At 59.7% G+C, this 18014-nt stretch carries 15 protein-coding genes; 8 read left to right on the top strand and 7 right to left on the bottom strand.

The features are described from left to right. Positions 1–23 precede the first annotated feature (23 nt). From NHU87_RS18235 to NHU87_RS18225, 3 genes are all read left to right on the top strand, one after another. Positions 24–2468 (top strand): efflux RND transporter permease subunit, encoded by a 2445-nt coding sequence (locus tag NHU87_RS18235; RefSeq protein WP_253551392.1) that lies wholly within the window; start codon positions 24–26, stop codon positions 2466–2468. Between the two features lie 69 nt (positions 2469–2537). Beyond that, positions 2538–3425, top strand: coding sequence for a universal stress protein (locus tag NHU87_RS18230; RefSeq protein WP_253551391.1), 888 nt, complete (start codon positions 2538–2540; stop codon positions 3423–3425). A gap of 82 nt (positions 3426–3507) precedes the next feature. Beyond that, a complete protein-coding gene (locus tag NHU87_RS18225; protein WP_253551390.1) occupies positions 3508–4212 on the top strand; it encodes a phosphoribosyltransferase in 705 nt (234 codons plus the stop codon). 47 nt (positions 4213–4259) lie between these two features. Here the strand turns inward: NHU87_RS18225 and NHU87_RS18220 are convergent, their stop codons facing one another. Next, positions 4260–5684, bottom strand: a complete 1425-nt coding sequence (locus NHU87_RS18220) for a homospermidine synthase (protein WP_253551389.1) — start codon at positions 5682–5684, stop codon at positions 4260–4262. A gap of 243 nt (positions 5685–5927) precedes the next feature. Between NHU87_RS18220 and NHU87_RS18215 the strand changes: the two genes are divergently transcribed. Further along, a complete protein-coding gene (locus NHU87_RS18215; RefSeq protein WP_253551388.1) occupies positions 5928–6257 on the top strand; it encodes a hypothetical protein in 330 nt (109 codons plus the stop codon). 38 nt (positions 6258–6295) lie between these two features. Here the strand turns inward: NHU87_RS18215 and NHU87_RS18210 are convergent, their stop codons facing one another. Both NHU87_RS18210 and NHU87_RS18205 read right to left on the bottom strand, forming a co-directional pair. Continuing rightward, on the bottom strand, positions 6296–8491 hold the full coding sequence (locus NHU87_RS18210) for a TonB-dependent siderophore receptor (RefSeq protein WP_253551387.1): 2196 nt from the start codon (positions 8489–8491) through the stop codon (positions 6296–6298). A gap of 165 nt (positions 8492–8656) precedes the next feature. Further along, positions 8657–9337, bottom strand: a complete 681-nt coding sequence (locus NHU87_RS18205; protein ID WP_253551386.1) for a glutathione S-transferase family protein — start codon at positions 9335–9337, stop codon at positions 8657–8659. Positions 9338–9607: 270 nt separating this feature from the next. On the opposite strand from NHU87_RS18205, the gene NHU87_RS18200 reads away from it, so the two are divergent. After that, positions 9608–10525, top strand: coding sequence for an alpha/beta fold hydrolase (locus tag NHU87_RS18200; RefSeq protein WP_253551385.1), 918 nt, complete (start codon positions 9608–9610; stop codon positions 10523–10525). A 78-nt stretch (positions 10526–10603) separates the two neighbouring features. Here NHU87_RS18200 and NHU87_RS18195 read toward each other — a convergent pair whose 3' ends face one another. From NHU87_RS18195 to NHU87_RS18180, 4 genes are all read right to left on the bottom strand, one after another. Further along, on the bottom strand, positions 10604–11548 hold the full coding sequence (locus NHU87_RS18195; RefSeq protein WP_253551384.1) for a bifunctional 5,10-methylenetetrahydrofolate dehydrogenase/5,10-methenyltetrahydrofolate cyclohydrolase: 945 nt from the start codon (positions 11546–11548) through the stop codon (positions 10604–10606). 90 nt (positions 11549–11638) lie between these two features. Continuing rightward, positions 11639–12622 carry a TerC family protein gene (locus NHU87_RS18190; protein ID WP_301271497.1) on the bottom strand — a complete coding sequence of 328 codons (984 nt, stop codon included), beginning with the start codon at positions 12620–12622 and terminating at the stop codon, positions 11639–11641. 138 nt (positions 12623–12760) lie between these two features. Next, the gene (locus NHU87_RS18185; RefSeq protein WP_253551383.1) at positions 12761–13249 is read right to left on the bottom strand and encodes a copper chaperone PCu(A)C; all 489 of its coding nucleotides are present in this window, start codon (positions 13247–13249) and stop codon (positions 12761–12763) included. Further along, positions 13249–13854: an SCO family protein gene (locus NHU87_RS18180; protein ID WP_253551382.1), complete on the bottom strand. Its 606-nt coding sequence runs from the start codon at positions 13852–13854 to the stop codon at positions 13249–13251. Before NHU87_RS18180 ends, NHU87_RS18185 begins: the two co-directional genes overlap by 1 nt. 239 nt (positions 13855–14093) lie before the next feature. Between NHU87_RS18180 and NHU87_RS18175 the strand changes: the two genes are divergently transcribed. The 3 genes from NHU87_RS18175 to nirD all read left to right on the top strand — a co-directional run bounded on the left by NHU87_RS18175 (position 14094) and on the right by nirD (position 18008). After that, the gene (locus tag NHU87_RS18175) at positions 14094–14294 is read left to right on the top strand and encodes a YbdD/YjiX family protein (protein WP_253551381.1); all 201 of its coding nucleotides are present in this window, start codon (positions 14094–14096) and stop codon (positions 14292–14294) included. 766 nt (positions 14295–15060) lie between these two features. Beyond that, a complete protein-coding gene (gene nirB, locus NHU87_RS18170; RefSeq protein ID WP_253551380.1) occupies positions 15061–17622 on the top strand; it encodes a nitrite reductase large subunit NirB in 2562 nt (853 codons plus the stop codon). Continuing rightward, positions 17622–18008 carry a nitrite reductase small subunit NirD gene (gene nirD / locus NHU87_RS18165; protein ID WP_253551379.1) on the top strand — a complete coding sequence of 129 codons (387 nt, stop codon included), beginning with the start codon at positions 17622–17624 and terminating at the stop codon, positions 18006–18008. The genes nirB and nirD overlap by 1 nt, the downstream gene beginning before the upstream one ends. Positions 18009–18014: the final 6 nt, after the last annotated feature.

Genomic DNA, 18014 nt, shown 5'->3' with positions numbered 1-18014 from the left:
GGCCCGTGCAACAGGAGTCAGACTTGAAAGACGACAAAACCCAAACCGTGATCGGCCTCCTGGAAGACTTCGACCAGGCGTCGGGCAATTTCGCCGAACGAATGATCTTCAACCATCGACCGCTGGTGATCCTGCTGTGTCTGCTGGTGACGCTAGTGCTCGGCTGGCAAGCCACGCGCATCGGTATCAACGCCAGCTATGAGAAGACCATCCCTACGGGGCACCCCTACGTCGCCAACTTCCTGGAGAACCGCAGCGAGTTGAGCGGTCTGGGCAACTCGTTGCGAATCGCTGTGGAGGTCAAACAGGGCAGCATCTTTACCAAGGATTACCTCGACACCCTGGCCAGGCTCAACGACGAGCTTTATCTGCTGCCGGGTGTCGACCGCCCCTACATGAAGTCGTTATGGACCCCGACCACGCGCTGGACCGCCGTGACCGAAGAGGGGCTCGATGGCGGTACCGTGATTCCCGACGACTACGATGGTTCGGCGACCAGTATCGAGCAGGTGCGGACCAACGTCGCGCGTTCCGGGGAGGTCGGTCAATTGGTCGCCGGCAACTTCAAATCCAGCGTGATCTTCGTGCCGTTGCTCGAAGTCAGTCCGCAGACTGGCAAAGCCCTGGACTACGGTGAGTTTTCCCGGCAGTTGGAGGCACTGCGGGACAAGTACCAGACCGATGAACTGCGAATTCACATCACCGGTTTCACCAAAATCGTCGGCGATCTGATCGAGGGGCTGACCCAGGTCTTGTTGTTCTTCGTGATGGCGGTGTTGGTGACCGTGGTGGTGCTTTACGGTTACACCCGCTGCGCGCGCAGCACCCTGGTCGTGGTGACTTGTTCGTTGGTGGCCGTGCTCTGGCAGATGGGCCTGCTCGCGATACTTGGGTTTGAGCTGGACCCGTACTCGGCGCTGGTGCCGTTTCTGGTGTTCGCCATCGGCATGAGCCATGGCGCGCAGAAGATGAACGGCATCATGCAGGACGTCGGTCGTGGCACCCATCGGGTGGTGGCCGCGCGTTATACCTTTCGCCGACTGTTCGCCGCGGGCATGACCGCTTTGCTCTGCGATGCGGTGGGCTTCGCCGTCTTGTTGCTGATCAATATCCGGGTGATTCAGGACCTGGCGATCACCGCCAGCCTCGGCGTGGCGGTGTTGATTTTCACCAACCTGATTCTGCTGCCGATCCTGCTCAGTTATATCGGTGTCAGCCCGGCAGCGGCGCAACGCAGCCTGAGCTCCGAAACCTCCGAGTTGCAAGCACAGATCAAGCATCCGTTGTGGCGCGCGCTCGATTTGTTCACTCAACGGCGCTGGGCCATTGGTGCGATGCTGGGCGGCCTGCTGCTGGCAGCGTTTGGTTTTGCCGTGAGCCTGAACCTGAAGATCGGTGATCTCGACCCCGGCGCTCCGGAGTTGCGCGCCGACTCGCGCTACAACCGCGACGCGCTGTTCATGACCCAAAACTATGCGGCCAGTTCGGATATTTTCGTGATCATGATCAAGACCCCGGAAGATCAGTGCACGCGCTACGCCAGCCTGTCCGCGGTGGACGCGTTGGCCTGGCAACTGGAGCAATTCCCTGGCGTGGAATCGACCACTTCAATGGCGGCGCTGAGCAAGATCGCCACGGCCGGTTACAACGAAGGCAACTTCAAGTGGTATGAGCTGATCCCCAATGACGGTGCGCTGGGCGCCGTGCAGACTCGGGCCCCGCGGGAACTGTTCAATCAGGGCTGTTCGATGCTGTCGTTGTACGTTTACCTGGCCGATCACAAGGCCGATACCCTGAGTCGGGTGGTGGAGGCCAGCGAGAAATTTATCGCCGAGCATCAGGTGCCCGAAGTCAAATTCATGCTGGCCGCCGGCAGCGCCGGCATCGAAGCCGCGACCAACATCGTGGTGAAAAAATCCATGCACGAGATGCTGTTCTGGGTCTACGGCGCGGTCAGCCTGCTATGCCTGCTGACCTTCCGCAGCTGGCGTGCAACTCTTTGCGCGATGCTGCCGCTGATGCTCACCTCGATTCTTTGCGAGGCGCTGATGGTGGGACTGGGCATGGGAGTAAAAGTGGCGACACTGCCGGTGATCGCGCTCGGGGTGGGTATCGGCATCGACTATGCGCTTTATGTGTTGAGCGTGATCCTGGCGCGAATGCGTGCCGGTGACACTCTGGCCCAAGCCTATTACCAGGCGCTGTTGTTCACCGGCAAAGTGGTATTGCTGACCGGCATGACACTGGCGGTTGCGGTATCGACCTGGGCCTTCTCGCCGATCAAATTCCAGGCCGACATGGGCATCCTGCTGGCCTTCATGTTCCTGGTGAACATGCTCGGCGCCTTGATCTTGCTGCCGGCACTGGCCTGGCTGCTGCTGCCGCAGAAGGTCTTCGCAAAAAAGCCTGAAACGAGCCAGCTTGTGCAGCAGATCGCCGATTTTCAGGCGAACGGCCATCGGGGATGAGTACGACACGAGATGCACGGCACCGTTGTGAACTATTCTTCTCAAGTGGCCCCTGTCTGGAGTCGGATCATGAGCCAGTATCAACGGTTATTACTGATCATCAACCCGCTGTTGCGTCATTCTCCTGCGATCAATCATGGCGCTGCCCTGGCCAAGGCCAGCGGGGCGAGCTTGCACATTGCCGGCCTGATTCCCTCGTTGGACATTCTGTCGCTGCTCGAAGAGGGCGACCGCAAAATGGCTCGGGCGAGCTACCTGCAGGAGCACCGCGACTGGCTTGATGAGCAGGTGGTAAAGATGCACGGCCGGGGGATCGAGGTGACAGCCGAAGTTGCATGGGCCGACAACATGCGCCAGGACATCCTTGACCTCGTCACGCAAATGCAGCCGGATCTGTTGATCAAGCAAGTGCAGCATGAGCCGGTGCTCAAACGCGCATTTTTCACACCGCTGGATTGGCGTTTGTTGCGCCATTGTCCGGTACCGGTTTACCTGGTGGGCGGCGAAGGTCACGCCCTGCCACAGAAGGTGGTGGCCGCGGTTGACGTGTCAGACACTGAGCCTTCGAACAGTGAATTCAATGACCGGATTATCTTGCAGGCGTCGGGCCTGGCGTTGCAGTGCAATGCCGAATTGCATCTGCTGTACGCCTGTGACATTTCGGCAGCTTTTCTGGCGGATATGGGCGGCAGTCTGACGCTCGCGCAGCTCACCCGGGAACTGCGCAGCGACCTGGAAAAGTCTTTTCTCAAATTGGCCGCCCGGTTCGGTGTGCCCTCTGACTGTCGGCATTTCATCATGGGGCACCCGGTCTCGGTGCTGAGCGAATTCGCCCACCAGCAGCAGATGGATGTGGTCGTGGTGGGCAGAACCCAATACCGTGGTCTGGAACGGCTGCTGGGCAGCACGACCGAACATATTCTGTATCAGGTGCCTTGCAGCATTCTGGCGGTCTAGGGGCAGGCGCCCCAATCGGAATGATGGCCGCCGTCAAACGAACGCCCGATTTTTGGGGCCCCCGCCCCAGGGAGGTTTTCAAATGACTAGTCCTTCATTGCAAACCATCTTGCATGACCGGGTGGATGCCGGCCGAGGCTTGGTGGAGCCATTGCTTAAATACGCTAAAAGAGCCGATGTCATCGTTCTCGCCTTACCCCGTGGCGGCGTTCCGGTCGCCTATGAAGTGGCCACGGCCCTGGAGGTTCGCCTGGACCTGATGCTGGTGCGCAAGCTGGGAGTACCGTCCCACCAGGAGTTCGCCATGGGCGCGATTGCCAGTGGCGGCATACAAATCGTGAATGAGGATGCGCTGCGGGCTAACGGTATTGATCAACGTACGCTCGATGCCGTGGTTGCAAAGGAAACGCAGGAATTGTTGCGTCGCGAGCGGGTATACCGGGCATCGCGCGCACCGGTGGCGCTCAAGGATCAGGTGGTGATTCTGATCGATGACGGCCTGGCGACAGGCGCCACGATGATGGCCGCGATACAGGCTGTGCGCCTGCAAGCGCCATCTCGCATCGTCGTTGCCGTGCCGGTGGCACCGCTTGAGACGGCAGAGGCGCTGCGCGATGAAGTGGACGAGTTGATTTGCCCACTCATCCCCGACTGGCTGATTTCGATCGGCCATTGGTACACGGATTTTTCGCAGACATCCGACGAAGAGGTCATCGAGCTGCTGCACCGGGCGTGGCAAAGAGAGTCCGGTTCAGGCGAATCATTTCAGAACGGTTCCGGTATTTGAGCCGTACCGCAGACGTTGCCTGGCGTGGAGCAAACCACGTCAGGCCTTCAAGTGATCCTGACGTTCACGAATTGCCACGGATCGGATTCATCGGTGTGCTCGGGCATCAGTGAGTGACGTCCGGTAAGGGGCGTCCAGTTGGAATAAATGCCTTCTACATTGCCAAGGTAAGGCATGCAGATCTGCAGAATCTCCCTGAAGGGCAATTCATCCGGTTCGACAATGCCGCGTTGAGGGTTGCGAATAGCCCAGATCACACCGGCCAGCACCGCCGCCGTCACTTGCAGGCTAGTGGCGCTGTTATAGGGGCATAGCGCCCGGGCTTGCTGGATCGATAAGCGCGAACCATACCAATAACTGTTTCTGGCATGCCCCATCAGCAGCACGCCGAGTTCGTCACTGCCGTCGAGGATTTCGTCGTCGAGCAGGCGCTCGCCGCTCTGGGGTTTCCAGCTGCGCTCGGCGAGTTCATGCACCGAGAGCAAGGCATCATCACAGGGCCGATAAGCGTAATGGACGGTCGGCCGGTAAGTCGGCTGCCTTCCCTGGCCAAGGGTCAGGTAGTCGGCAATCGACAGGGCTTCGTTATGGGTCACGAGCAGCCCATGGGTGGGCCCCGTCGAGGGTGTCCAGGTACGAACCGGCGTGGAGGCACCGGGGCGTTGCAGATAGATCCCGGCCTGGCACCCGAAGGCGTGGTAATAGCCATCCTCGGGAAGCGCTTTCTCATGGCTGCCCCAACCCAATTCCGCCGGCTGGCAGCCTTCACTGATGAAACCGTCCACTGACCAGGTATTGACGAATTCATCGGCGATTTTGTGCTGGGATGAATACTGCGAATCGCGTTCGGCGATGTGGATGCAGCGGATATTCAGTCGGCTGGCCAGTTGCGCCCATTCTTCGCGAGTCGCGGGCAGGGGCGTGGTGTCACCCAAATCATGAGCGAGGTTGACCAGTGCCTGTTTGACCAAATGGGACACCAGCCCCGGATTGGCACCGTGGGTCAATATGGCGGTGGACAGACCTTGCGCACTTTCGCCCCGAAGCTGAAGTGCCGCTTCCCTCAATGCATAGTTGGATCTTTCGGACAGGGATTTGTCGGGGTCGGTATAACCGCCTTCCCACGGCTCGATACAGGTGTCCAGATACAGCACGCCTTTACGCTGGGCGAACTGAATCAGGGACAGGCTCGATACCCCCACCGAGAGGTTGAGCAGGAAATCGCCAGCGCTCAACAGAGGGTCCAGCACCGCCTCGTAATTGCTCTGATCCAGTTGCTCGGCTTGGTGGGAGACGCCGAATTCCTGCGCGAGCAAGCGTCCATCGTCATCGGGGCTAAGGATCAACAGTCGTTGCGGCTCAAGCTCAAGATGACGCAACAACAGCGGGAGTACGCCTTTGCCGATACAGCCAGAGCCGATCATCACCAACCTGGCATTAAAGGACTGAATGACATGCTCAAGATCTGACATCGATGCCTCCACCCGCCTGACCGCGCGTTCGCCGCCAATGACCTGTCGATAACCACGACGCTCTCAAACTAGAGACTGCAAGGCTCGGTTAAAGCTCAAAAAAGTTTCGGACACCGTGAGGGAGGCTTTGCTGTGCCGATCGAGGCCAAAAAAAACAGATGAGAATGAGGCGAACTGCTGGCCCCCCGGTTTCCGTTTCGTTGTCAAACTTGCTTTCTTTTCAGAAGGTTAGGCATTGGCGATATGCGGACTTTGGTATGGATGGCTGCAACGTTTGCCCTGGTGACGCTCTCGCTTGAGGCTCAGGCAAAGGACCTGACCAAGAACAGTCGTTTCGTTTGCAGCTGGGGCTCGGACATAGCCGCCGACGCGCAAGCGGCGAAGCTTTCCGGATTCACGCTTTACGGGGCACGCAAGAAACTGCAATCGCGAAAATTCCCCCGGCCGTGGATGCGCATGACGGCCATGGGGATTACCGAACAAACCTATAACAGTCCCTCGCGTCTCAAGCCTGCCGGTATCAAGCAAACCTATTACGAACAATGCATCCGGCACGAGTTGGCCCGACGCTAGGGTGTGGGCTCCTCAACTGAAACGATCGGAACGCACGGTCAGAAGTTGATCGAGGCGCTCAGCCGGGCGGTCAGTGGCGCGCCCTGGAACACGTAGCCATCGCCCATGTATTCACCGGCGTCACGCCAGTAGCGTTTGTCGAACAGGTTGTCCACGGTCAGGCGGAACACCGTGTCGTAACCGTCGATGCGCGTGCTGTAGCGGCTGCCGATGTTGAAGATGGCGTAGGCACCGGTCTGCACTTCACCCTGGCGGTTGGCGTACTTGCTGGCGCTGTACTGGACACCTCCGAGCAGCGCCAGGCCGTCGAACCAGGGCAGGGCATAGTCGCCGTAAAGGTTGGCGCGCAGGGTTGGAACGTTGATTGCCTGGTGGCCCTCATAAGCTGGCGTGCCGCTGTCGGTGACCCGCGCGCGGATCGCCGCGACACTGGCAGAAATCTGCAGGCGCTGGCTGGCCCAGCCATTGGCCGAGAGCTCCAGCCCGGTGTTCTTCTGTTCGCCCTGTTGGGTGAACGTGAACGTGCCGTCGTCATTCGGTCGCGAGTACTGATAGGCTTGGCGAATCTGGAATAGAGCCGCGGCCAGGCTGATGCGCTGCCAGTCGTATTTGATGCCGGCCTCGATTTGTCGCGATACGGTGGGCGCGAGGATTTCATAGGCATTGGTGGTGAACCACGCCGCTTCGCCGCCCAGGGACAAGCCCTTGCTGTAGCGGGTGTACAGCGACAGGTTTTGCACCGGCTTGTAGATCAGCGCGGCCTGGGGCAGGAACTCATAGCGTTGGGTGTGCCGGGTGGTGTCGCCCTGGCTGTCGAAGGTCTCTTCATCCAGGCGCACTTCGCGCCCGCCAAGCACTGCCTGCCATTGCTCGTTGAAGCTGATCCGGTCATTGAAGAACAGCCCATGCTGACGGCTGTCCAGGCGTCGATAGGAATCGTTAAGTGGACCGTCGTAGCGGGCAAAATCAGCCGGCTCGCTGTTGATGTTGGCGCTGCCGATCATCTGGTTGATGGCATCACGTTTGTCCACCACGCGGCGGAACGCGCTAGTCCCGATGCTCAGTTCGTGGCCCAGGCCGCCGGTTTCGAAGCGGCCGCTGAGGGCAGCCTGCACTTCGTCGTTGCGGCGGGTATCGTCGGGGCTGCGGAAATCATAAATGTCGTAGTCGCCCTCGGGGCTGAAGTAATTTGGCACTGCTGCGCTGGCGCAACTGGCGGAGCCGTAGCAGCCCCAGGCGAACGAGCTGTAGTCATCGATCACCACCCGGCTGCGCGAGGCGCTGAGGCTGCCTTTCCACTGGTCGCTGAAGCGGTATTCGAAGTTGCCATTGAGGTTCAGCGCATCGGTGGTGACCGGCTTCGAACCGCTCTGGTGTGCCAGCAGCTTTTTCGGCGAGGCGTGGTGCGGCAGGCTGGAACCGCCGAGCAATTGATAGCCCGGTGCCGAGCGCTGTTCCTTGGTCTGGTACTCGGCGTCCAGTTGCAGCAGCGCATTGGGGCTGATGTTCCAGTCGAAGGCCAGCGAGGCGAAATCTCGTTGGCCATTGGTGTGTTCGACATAGGAATGCAGGTCTTCATGGGCCAGGTTGGCGCGCAGGCCGAACTGCTGCTCGCTGCCGAACCAGCCACCGACGTCAGTGGCCAGGTAACCGCTGCCGCGATCGTCGGTGGAGACGGTGACCGAACGCACATCGGCAGGCCGCTTGGTCACGTAGTTGACCAGCCCGCCGGGCTCGCTGACACCGCTTTGCAGACCGGAAAGACCCTTGAGCAACTCCACCTGCTGTTTGTTTTCCAGCCCGACGTTCTGCTCGCCGGTGATGGTGCGGCCGTTGATCTTGTAGCTGCTGGCGGAGTTGAGTGAGAAGCCGCGCACGACGAAGTTTTCGTAGTAGCCGACCGGCGCGTAGCTTTCACCCACCGAGGCGTCATTGCGCAAAACTTCGCTGAGCAGGCGGGCCTGCTGATCCTTGATCAAGGCTTCATTGATGACCGAAATCGAGGCCGGCGTATCGAGCAATGGCGCCGCTTCGAAACCCCCGACCGAAGCGCTGTCGGCCTGATAACCGGAGGTGTCTTCGCCGGTGACGGTCACCGCCGGCAGTTCGGTCGCGGCGGCCCAGGCCGAAGGCACGGCGCTGGACAGCAGCAGGCCCAGGCCCAGGTTCAGGGGATTGAGCGCGAACCGCGGGGCGGCCACTCCCTGGCGGGAGGTCCGGTAAAGCCTATTCATGAAAAATCCTCGACGACGGCGGGCCTGGGTTTGGCGAGTCTTGGCCTGCGGCTCACGCTTGAAGCGGGGCATCATACAAGAGGATCGTCGCGGCGATCGACGCACTTCTTGTAGCAACTGGTGAAGCCTGCTGCTACAGATCCTTGACTCGGGACCCATGGCGGGTCATGCGTTGTCCGGCGCCTGGCGAAACCGCTCCTCGAGGGCCTCCGCAAACGGATAGAACGAAAACCACGGCCTGGCTTCGGCAATCACTCGCTGAAATGACGGTCTCTGGACCAACCTCTCGAAATAGGCGCTCAAATGCCGGTAGTCGGCGGGGAACGGCACGAGCGTCCTGGCGTAGAAAAGTGCCGGGGCAGCGGCGCAATCGGCCATGCTGAACGCCGGGCTGGCCACCCAGATTCTGGACGCCATTCGGCGATCGAGCATGCTGTACGCCGTTTCCAGCGTAGACCGCTCCCTGCTCAAATCACCGTTGGTCGCGTGTAGTCGATCACTGACAATCTGTTGCAATGGCACTTGTACATAATGGTCGAAGAAACGATCCCATAACCGGACCTCCAGTGCGCTATCCCAATCATCTGGAATCAGGCTGTGCGTGCCTGGATACAGTCGATCCAGGTACTCGATGATGATGCTGGATTCCGGCAGATTCCGCTGGTGAGCAAGGTCACAAATAACTGGGAACTTTCCGATTGGCCACAATGCCTGAAGTTCTGCGCGGTCGGCAGCGTCCGCGAGATCGATGATTTTTCTTTCGAATTCAGTGCCGTTTTCGTAGAGCGCGATGAGCACTTTGTGGCAGAACGACGCCAGCGGATGGTAGTAAAGGGTCAGCGACATCTTTCAACTCCCGGTGGATTGAGAGCGTAATCATAGGCGGATGTCGGCAGGGCGTCAGGGGCCGCCGCTTTCAAGCCTGAGTACTTGCAGACGGAAGAATTCCTGCTTAACTGTGGACCACTGGTCGGTTTGTGACTTGTTGGTCATGGCGTTCATCTCAGCGGCCTTGTACCGTTGTCGCTGGTTTTGTGCTGTCTGGCTTGCCCGGAGGAAGCCGGAGAGTCACTCAAGCTGTGTGGCTGATCCATTTGTTCAAGGAATAGAATGAAAATGATGCTGAAAACTGCGATCGTCGAGATTGGTAAGAAGTACAAGGTTTATACCGAGCATTATCTCAATGCCACCGCCGACAAGACCATTATTCTGGTCAATGGCTCGCTGGCAACGACCGCATCTTTTGCCCAAACGGTGCGATACCTGCGACCACGCTTCAACGTAGTCCTCTACGATCAGCCCTACGCCGGTCAATCGAAACAACACAACCAGCACGACCAGCCGATCCGCAAGGAAGACGAGGCCGCGATCTTGTTGGAGTTGATCGAGCACTTTCGCGCGCAGCATGTACTGTCCTTTTCCTGGGGCGGGGCGGCGACCTTGCTGGCGCTGGCGCAGCATCCACGACGAATCGAAAAGGCAGTGATCAGTTCATTCGCCGCGCGGATCAACACCCCGATGCGCGATTATCTGGAGAGCGGCCGCCATTTTCTTCAGGCCTGTGACCGGCGCAATGTCGGGCGCTTGATCAACAGCACTATCGGCAAGCACCTGCCGTCGCTGTTCAAGCGTTTCAATGAGCGCCATGTCAGCAGCCTGGACGAACACGAATACCGGCAGATGCATTTTCACGTCAATGAGGTGCTGACCCAGGACACTCATTGCTATGTTTCCTGTGCCGATGCCATCGAAGTCCCACTGCTGTTTATCAACGGCGAACGGGATGAGTACACCTCGGTGGAAGACGCCCGTCTTTTTGCGGCTCATAGCCGTCAGGCTCAGTTTCAGACCATCAAGAACGCCGGGCACTTCCTCGATATGGAACACCCGACGGCCTGGAATGACACCCAGCAAGCCTTGCTGGGCTTTCTGCAGCCGGTCGCCAAAATACCGAGCCAGCCCCGTGACCTGACATTCAGTAGCAAATCGTCAGTGATTCCGCCCCTTCAGTCAGCTAACTGGGTGCGGCTTTAACTGACGCAGCAATTCAAACTGATCCGCTGGGACCAAGGTGCGCTTGCCGCACCGCTGGCCCCTACATGTGCGTTGTGTTCAGTTCAATGCCAAGTCGTCCACAGGCTGCTGCCCACGGGCCTGCGCCGCGCGTTGCAACTGGCTGGCGATCAGGGTGTTTTTCAGCAGATAGGCAATGGTCATCGGCCCGACGCCACCGGGTACCGGGGTGATGGCACTGGCGACGGTGCGGGCGCTGGCGTAATCGACATCGCCGACCAGACGGTCGCCGGACTCGCTGGCGATGCGGTTGATGCCGACATCGATCACCACCGCGCCGGGCTTGAGCCAACTGGCGTCGATCAACCCCGGTCGGCCCACTGCAGCGACCACGATATCCGCCAACCGGCACAACGCCGGGGCATCGACGCTGCGCGAATGCACCACACTGACCGAACAGTCGGCCCGCAACAGCAAGGTCGCCATCGGTTTGCCGACAATGTTCGAACGGCCGATAACCACCGCGTGCAAGCCGCTCAAGTCATCACCGCAGGTCTCGTGCAGCAGGCGCATGCAGCCGCTGGGCGTGCAGGGGGTCAACACCTCCATGCCTTGCACCAGCCCGCCGACGTTTTCCCGATGAAAACCGTCCACGTCCTTGATCGGATCGATGGCATGAATCACTGCCTGTTCGTCGATACGGGCCGGCAAGGGCAGCTGCACCAGGATGCCGTTCACCGAGGCGTCGGCATTGAGTTGCGCAATCAGCTCCAGTACCTGGGACTGGCTGGCGGTTTCCGGCAGACGATATTCAAGGGAGCGGATACCCACTTCCTTGGCGCGCAGCAGTTTATTGCGCACATAAACGTGGCTGGCAGGGTCGTCGCCCACCAACAGGACCGCCAAAGCGGGGTAGATCTGCTGGCCGGCCAAGGCCAGAACCTCTTCCCGGACCTCGTCGAGGACCTTGGCAGAAATGGCTTTGCCGTCGATATCGCGGGCCAGTGGTGGGGTACTGCTGATCAAATGCGTCACCGTCGTCATTGAAAGAGCAGGGCGCAGGTTACCAGTCGATGACCACCCTCTACCACCCGCAGCAGATGGACAGGATGTCGCGGGTGTCTGCGGCGGCGCCTACAGAGATCGCATTCGATCTTTCTCGGATGATTTTTTCCGACTCATGAACAGGCTCAGTAGCACCGAAGTCAGAATGATCCCGCCGACAATGGCCAGCGACCATTCAACCGGCATGTGCAGCCACGGCACCAGCGTCATCTTGGCGCCGATGAACACCAGCACGATCGCCACACCGTACTTGAGCAGGTGGAAGCGGTCAGCCATGTCGGCCAGCAGGAAGTACAGCGCCCGCAGGCCCATGATCGCGAAGATGTTCGATGTGAACACAATGAACGGGTCGGTGGTGACGGCGAAGATCGCCGGGATGCTGTCGACCGCAAACATCAGGTCGCTGGCCTCGATCAGTACCAGCACCAGAAACATCGGCGTCGCCCAGTGCCGACCGTTTTGCACCACAAAAAAACGCTCGCCATGGAACCCGTCGGTGACGCGCAGATGGCCGTGTATCCAACGCAATAAGAAGTTGTTATGGAGGTCCTGCCGCTGATGGGCGAATACCAGCATTTTGAACCCGGTGATGATCAGGAACACACCGAATACATACAGTACCCACCCGAACTGCGACACCAGCCACACGCCGGCGAAAATCATCGCCCCGCGCATCACGATGGCCCCGAGCACACCGTACAGCAGCATCCGGCGCTGCAACTCCGGCGGCACGGCGAAGTAGGCGAAAATCATCACGAAGACGAACATGTTGTCGATCGACAGCGACTGCTCGATCAAATAGCCCGTGAGGAATTCGAGGGTTTTGCGATGGGCGATCTCGGGCCCGAACTCGGCATTCAAGTACCACCAGAGCAATCCCGCAAAGGTCAGCGCCAGCGCGCACCAGGCAATCACCCAGCACGACGCCTCGCGCACCGATACCCGATGAGCCTTGCGCCCACCGAAGACAAACAGATCCATCGCCAGCATGGCGATGACAAAGACGATGAAGGCGACCCACATCCAGAGTTCGCCGATGTTAATGGGCTGCATGTCGCTCTCCCTGCGTAGTCTTGTTCTGGAGCCGACGGGATCATGCTAGCGGGGAGATTGCGCTGAAGAAAAGCCGATTATTCTTCACCGACAATTCGTTATTCACGAAGTGTTGCCGACAAATCCTCAGCAAAGCGCTCAATGCATCTTGCTGTGATCCTGCATGCCGAGCGCCCGCGCCTCGGCGTCAACCTTGATCGTTTCTTTCTCGCCCTTGGCGTTTTCCACCGTCAGGGTCAGGGGCACTTTATCGCCTTCCTTAACCTGGGCCGTCAGGTCCATCAGCATGATGTGATAGCCATGGGGGTCAAAGCTCACCGGTTTGCCGGCCGGCAGCGCGACGAATTCGACCTGGCTCATGCTCATTACATCGTCTTTCATGCTGGATTGATGAACCTGCACGGTGTTCGCTACCGGCGACTGCACGCTGAGCAGTTTGCTGTCGCTGTCGGCCTGCAGGGTCATGAAGGCACCGGTCGAATGCTGGCCGGCCACTGTCGCGCGAACCCAGGCGTCATTCACCTGCGTTTGGGCGGACACCTGCCAGGCCATGCCGATCAGGGAAAGGCCCAGCATCAGTTGTTTAATGCCTGGCTGTTTAATACGTGGTGCGCAGAACGAAGTCATCAGCAGACCTCCATGACGGTGAGCAGGTCTTCTGCACACTCTTGAGCGGTAAGGGAAGCGGACAGCCCCAGGCGCAAATTGCCTCGGGAGTCGAAAACGAAGCTGGTCGCGGTGTGGGAGAGCGTGTAGGTCGAACCGCTCGGGACCTTTTCATAAAACACGCCGAACTCCTTGGCGGTGGCGGCGGTTTCTTCCAGCGTGCCGTACAGCGCCTCGAAACTCGGATCGAACGTCTTGACGTAGGCATCGAGCATTTGCGGTGTATCGCGCTCGGGGTCCAGGGTGATGAAGATCACTTGCAGGCGCTCGCCATCGCGGCCCATCAGTTTTTTCGCCTGTGCCGCACGGGCCAGCGTCGTCGGGCAGACCGCCGGGCACTGGGTAAAGCCGAAGAAAATCATCGGCATCAAGCCACGGTAGCTGCCCAGCATCCGGTACTCGCCCTGGGCGTCCTTGAGCTTGAAGGTACGCCCCATGATCTTGTCGCTCAGATCCTTGCCGTACTTGAACGACAGCCTGCTGCTGTCATCGCAGCCGGCGAGCAGGCCGAGGCTCAACAGGCTCATGCCTTGCAGGACCGTGCGACGGGTATACAACGTACTCATGAAAAAAAGCATCCTGTGTAGCGACGGGAATCTACAGTGGCTGATCAATCAGACGAAAAAGAGCGCAGGGATGTTAACAAACTGTTGCGCTGTGGCGCTCAATCGATGGCTAGCCGGCATGCGCCAAAAGGTCGCGGTCTCGGGATACATGAAAATACAAATGACCCATGCACGGACACATTGCAGATACATCAGTGCGGTTCCATGGGAGTGTCCAATCCCCCATAGAGAGCATTGCCATGTTCCGTAAACTGCAGCATGTCGCCAGCTTTTTCCGCCAGAGCGCACGGTTAATGGTGGGCGTTCCCGACTACGACAACTACGTCGCGCAAAGGGCGCTCAATCATCCGGGCGAGCCGGTCATGAGTTATGAAGCGTTTTTTCGTGAGCGTCAGGAAGCCCGTTTCGGCCGTGGCAAATGCAATACGCGGTGCTGCTGAAGGCGACGCTTGCCCGGATGCCGGTAAGTTAAGGTGCGCAAACTTGTGGGAGCGAGCCTGCTCGCGATGACGGCGGAACATTCAGCATCAAGATTGGCTGATCCACCGCTATCGCGAGCAGGCTCGCTCCCACAAGGGCCGCAACCGGCATTGACGCTTGCCCGAATGGTGCCGAGAAACCTGTGGCGAGGGGGCTTGCCCCCGGACCTGTAGGAGCCAGGCTTGCCGGCGAAGGCGTCCTTAAGTGCGCCTTCGCCGGCAAGCCTGGCTCCTACGAAAAGCGGTTCATTCGCTTAACCGACTGGCATTGTCGTGAGCGGTATTGACCGCTGCATGCACTTTTATAAAGCGCGATGCCATAAAAATGTGCACTTGCACCGAGTGTTCGCCATGTGTGAAGCGCCCGCATCTGATCCGCGCACCGGTTTCTAAAGCACCGTCTAACCCCTGCAAAACTCGCCTATTGCGCAGTCTCCAAGCCTATTCCCCGATTGCTCAGCATCAGTTTCGCAACGCGGATGAAAGATAGCCCCAGCGACTGGCACAAAGACTGCATTCATCCCTTCAGCCATCCTGAAAAAGATGGGCAGCCCACTCGATCAACGACGATCGACCGGCCGAGCAGGTCGTGGGCAACATCGGTGGATCCGGCGAAGGCGCCAGGTCGAACACCGCGAAGAACAGGCAAAGACGCCTGAAACCGAGAGGTTTCAGGCGTTTTTTTTTGCTTTTTTTAACCGTGATTGGCTTTGGCTGGGTGCTTACTATGAATTCCAACGTCGCCGCATTGAACAAACTGCAAACGCTGATCGTGATCGGCAATGGCATGGTCGGACATCATTGTGTGGAGCAGCTCATCGAGCGTGGCGCCCTCGACCACTACCGCCTGCATGTCTTCAGCGAAGAGCCGATGCGTGCCTACGACCGTGTGCATCTGTCCGAGTATTTCAGCGGTCGCGATGCCGAGTCGCTGGCCTTGGGCGAAGCCTCTCTTTACCAGACGCCGGGCATCACTTTGCATCTGGGTGTGCCGGTGCTGGAAATCGACCGCGACCGCCGTCAAGTGATCACCGCACAAGGTTGCGTCTCGTACGACAAACTGGTTCTGGCCACCGGTTCTTATCCGTTTGTGCCACCTATCGAAGGTGCAGAAGGCGACTCGCGCCTGGTCTATCGCACTCTGGAAGACCTCGACGCCATTCGTGCCGCGGCGGCCAATGCCCGGCGTGGCGTGGTGGTTGGCGGTGGCCTGCTCGGTCTGGAAGCGGCCAACGCCCTGAAAAGCCTGGGCCTGGAAGCGCATGTGGTGGAATTCGCCCCGCGTCTGATGCCGGTGCAGCTGGATGAGCAGGGTGGCTTGGCGCTGAAGGCGCAAATCGAGCGGCTCGGCGTCGGTGTGCACTTGTCCCGTGGCACGCAGTCGATCAGTGCCGGCGAGCAGTACCGCTACCGGATGAATTTTTCCAATGACGAATTCCTCGAAGCCGACCTGATCGTGTTCTCCGCCGGCATCCGCGCGCAAGACGCGCTGGCCCGCCAATGTGCGCTGGACATCGGTCCGCGTGGCGGCGTGGTGATTGACAATCAGTGCCTGACCAGCGATCCGAACATCTATGCCGTCGGTGAGTGTGCCGCCTGGAATGGCAGCCTCTTCGGTCTGGTCGCCCCTGGTTATCAAATGGCCCGTGGCGTCGCGTCTCTGCTGTGCAACCAAGTGGCGGAGCCGTTCCAGGGCGCCGACATGTCGACCAAGCTCAAACTGCTCGGCGTCGATGTCGGCTCCATCGGCGATGCTCACGCCCAGACGCCGGGTGCGCGCAGTTATCAGTTCATCGATGAAGCAACAGCCAGCTACCGCCGGTTGGTGGTGGATGCCGACAGCAAACGCGTGCTCGGCGCGGTGTTGGTCGGCGACAACAGCTATTACGACACCCTGCTGCAATACATGCAGAACGGCATTGCCTTGCCGTCGGAACCGGCCAGCCTGATTCTGCCTTCGTCCACCGGCGCGCCAACCCTGGGCCCGGGCGCGTTGCCTGAATCGGCTACCGTATGCTCGTGCCATAACGTCACCAAGGGCTCGATCTGCTCAGCCATCGACGGCGGCTGCACCGACCTCGGCCTGCTCAAATCGCAGACCAAGGCTTGCACCGGTTGCGGCGGTTGCGCCGGATTACTCAAGCAAGTGTTCGAGCATGAACTGATTGCCCGTGGCGTCAGTGTCGACAAGAGCCTGTGTGAACACTTCGCCTACACCCGTCAGGAACTCTATGCGCTGGTGCGGGTGGAAGGGGTGATCACCTTCGAAGAACTGCTGGCCAAGCGCGGTCGCGGCCACACCGGTTGCGACGTGTGCAAACCGGCGGTGGGCTCGATCCTCGCCTCGTGCTGGAACCAGCCGATCATGGACGCCTCGCTGGTGCCGTTGCAGGACACCAACGACACCTTCATGGCCAACATGCAGAAAAACGGCACCTATTCGGTGGTGCCGCGCATCGCCGGGGGCGAGATCACGGCTGACAAGCTGATCGCGATTGGCGTGGTGGCGAAGAAATACGACCTCTACACCAAGATCACCGGCGGCCAGCGGATCGACCTGTTCGGCGCGCAGTTGCATCAGTTGCCGGACATCTGGTCCGAGCTGATTGAGGCCGGTTTTGAAACCGGGCATGCCTACGGCAAATCGACCCGCACCGTGAAGTCTTGCGTCGGCAGCACCTGGTGCCGTTACGGCGTGCAGGACAGCGTGAAAATGGCCCTGACCCTCGAGGATCGCTACAAAGGCCTGCGCTCGCCGCACAAGCTCAAATTCGCGGTCTCCGGCTGCACCCGTGAATGTGCCGAGGCGCAAAGCAAGGACGTGGGCGTGATCGCCACCGAGAACGGCTGGAACCTCTACGTGGCGGGTAACGGCGGCATGCGCCCACGTCACGCCGAGCTGTTCGCCACCGACCTGGACGATGAAACCCTGATCCGTTACATCGACCGGTTCCTGATGTTCTACATCCGCACCGCCGACAAATTGCAGCGCACCTCGGTCTGGCGCGAAAGCCTGGAGGGCGGCCTGGATTACCTCAAGGACGTGGTCATCAACGACAGTCTTGGCCTCGGCGCGGAACTCGAATCGCAGATGCAGCTGGTGGTCAACCGCTACGAATGCGAATGGGCCAACGCCCTCAAAGACCCGGAAAAACTCAAGCGCTTCCGCACCTTCGTCAACGATCAACGCCCAGACCCGGACATCCATTTTGTTCAGGAACGTGGTCAGCGCCGGCCGATCATGGCCACCGAACTCAACCTTATCCCTGTCACCGAGGAGAATGCCTGATGAGCCAGCCCACTACCCAGCGTGTCGAAGCCCCTGCAACCGCGGCCAATGCTCAGGCTTGGCAAGCGGTGTGCAGCGAGCAGGATCTGGTCAGCAACTCCGGCGTCGTCGTCTGGCTCGACGGCGCGCAGGTGGCGCTGTTCTACCTGCCGCAGGCCGAAGGTCGCACCCTCTACGCCATCGACAATCATGATCCGCAATCCGGCGCGAACGTCATCGGCCGCGGATTGATCGGCAGCCTCAAGGGCGATCTGGTGGTGGCGTCGCCGATCTACAAGCAGCATTTCCGTCTCGAAGACGGCAGTTGCCTGGAGTACCCGGAGCAGCGCCTGCGCGTATGGCCGGTGCGCCTGAACGCCGGCGTCGTGGAAGTCGCGGCGGCTTGATTGCCG

Source organism: Pseudomonas mandelii (genome assembly GCF_024138395.1).
Taxonomy (GTDB): domain Bacteria; phylum Pseudomonadota; class Gammaproteobacteria; order Pseudomonadales; family Pseudomonadaceae; genus Aquipseudomonas; species Aquipseudomonas mandelii_E.
This window is presented reverse-complemented; position numbering and strand designations above follow the sequence as displayed.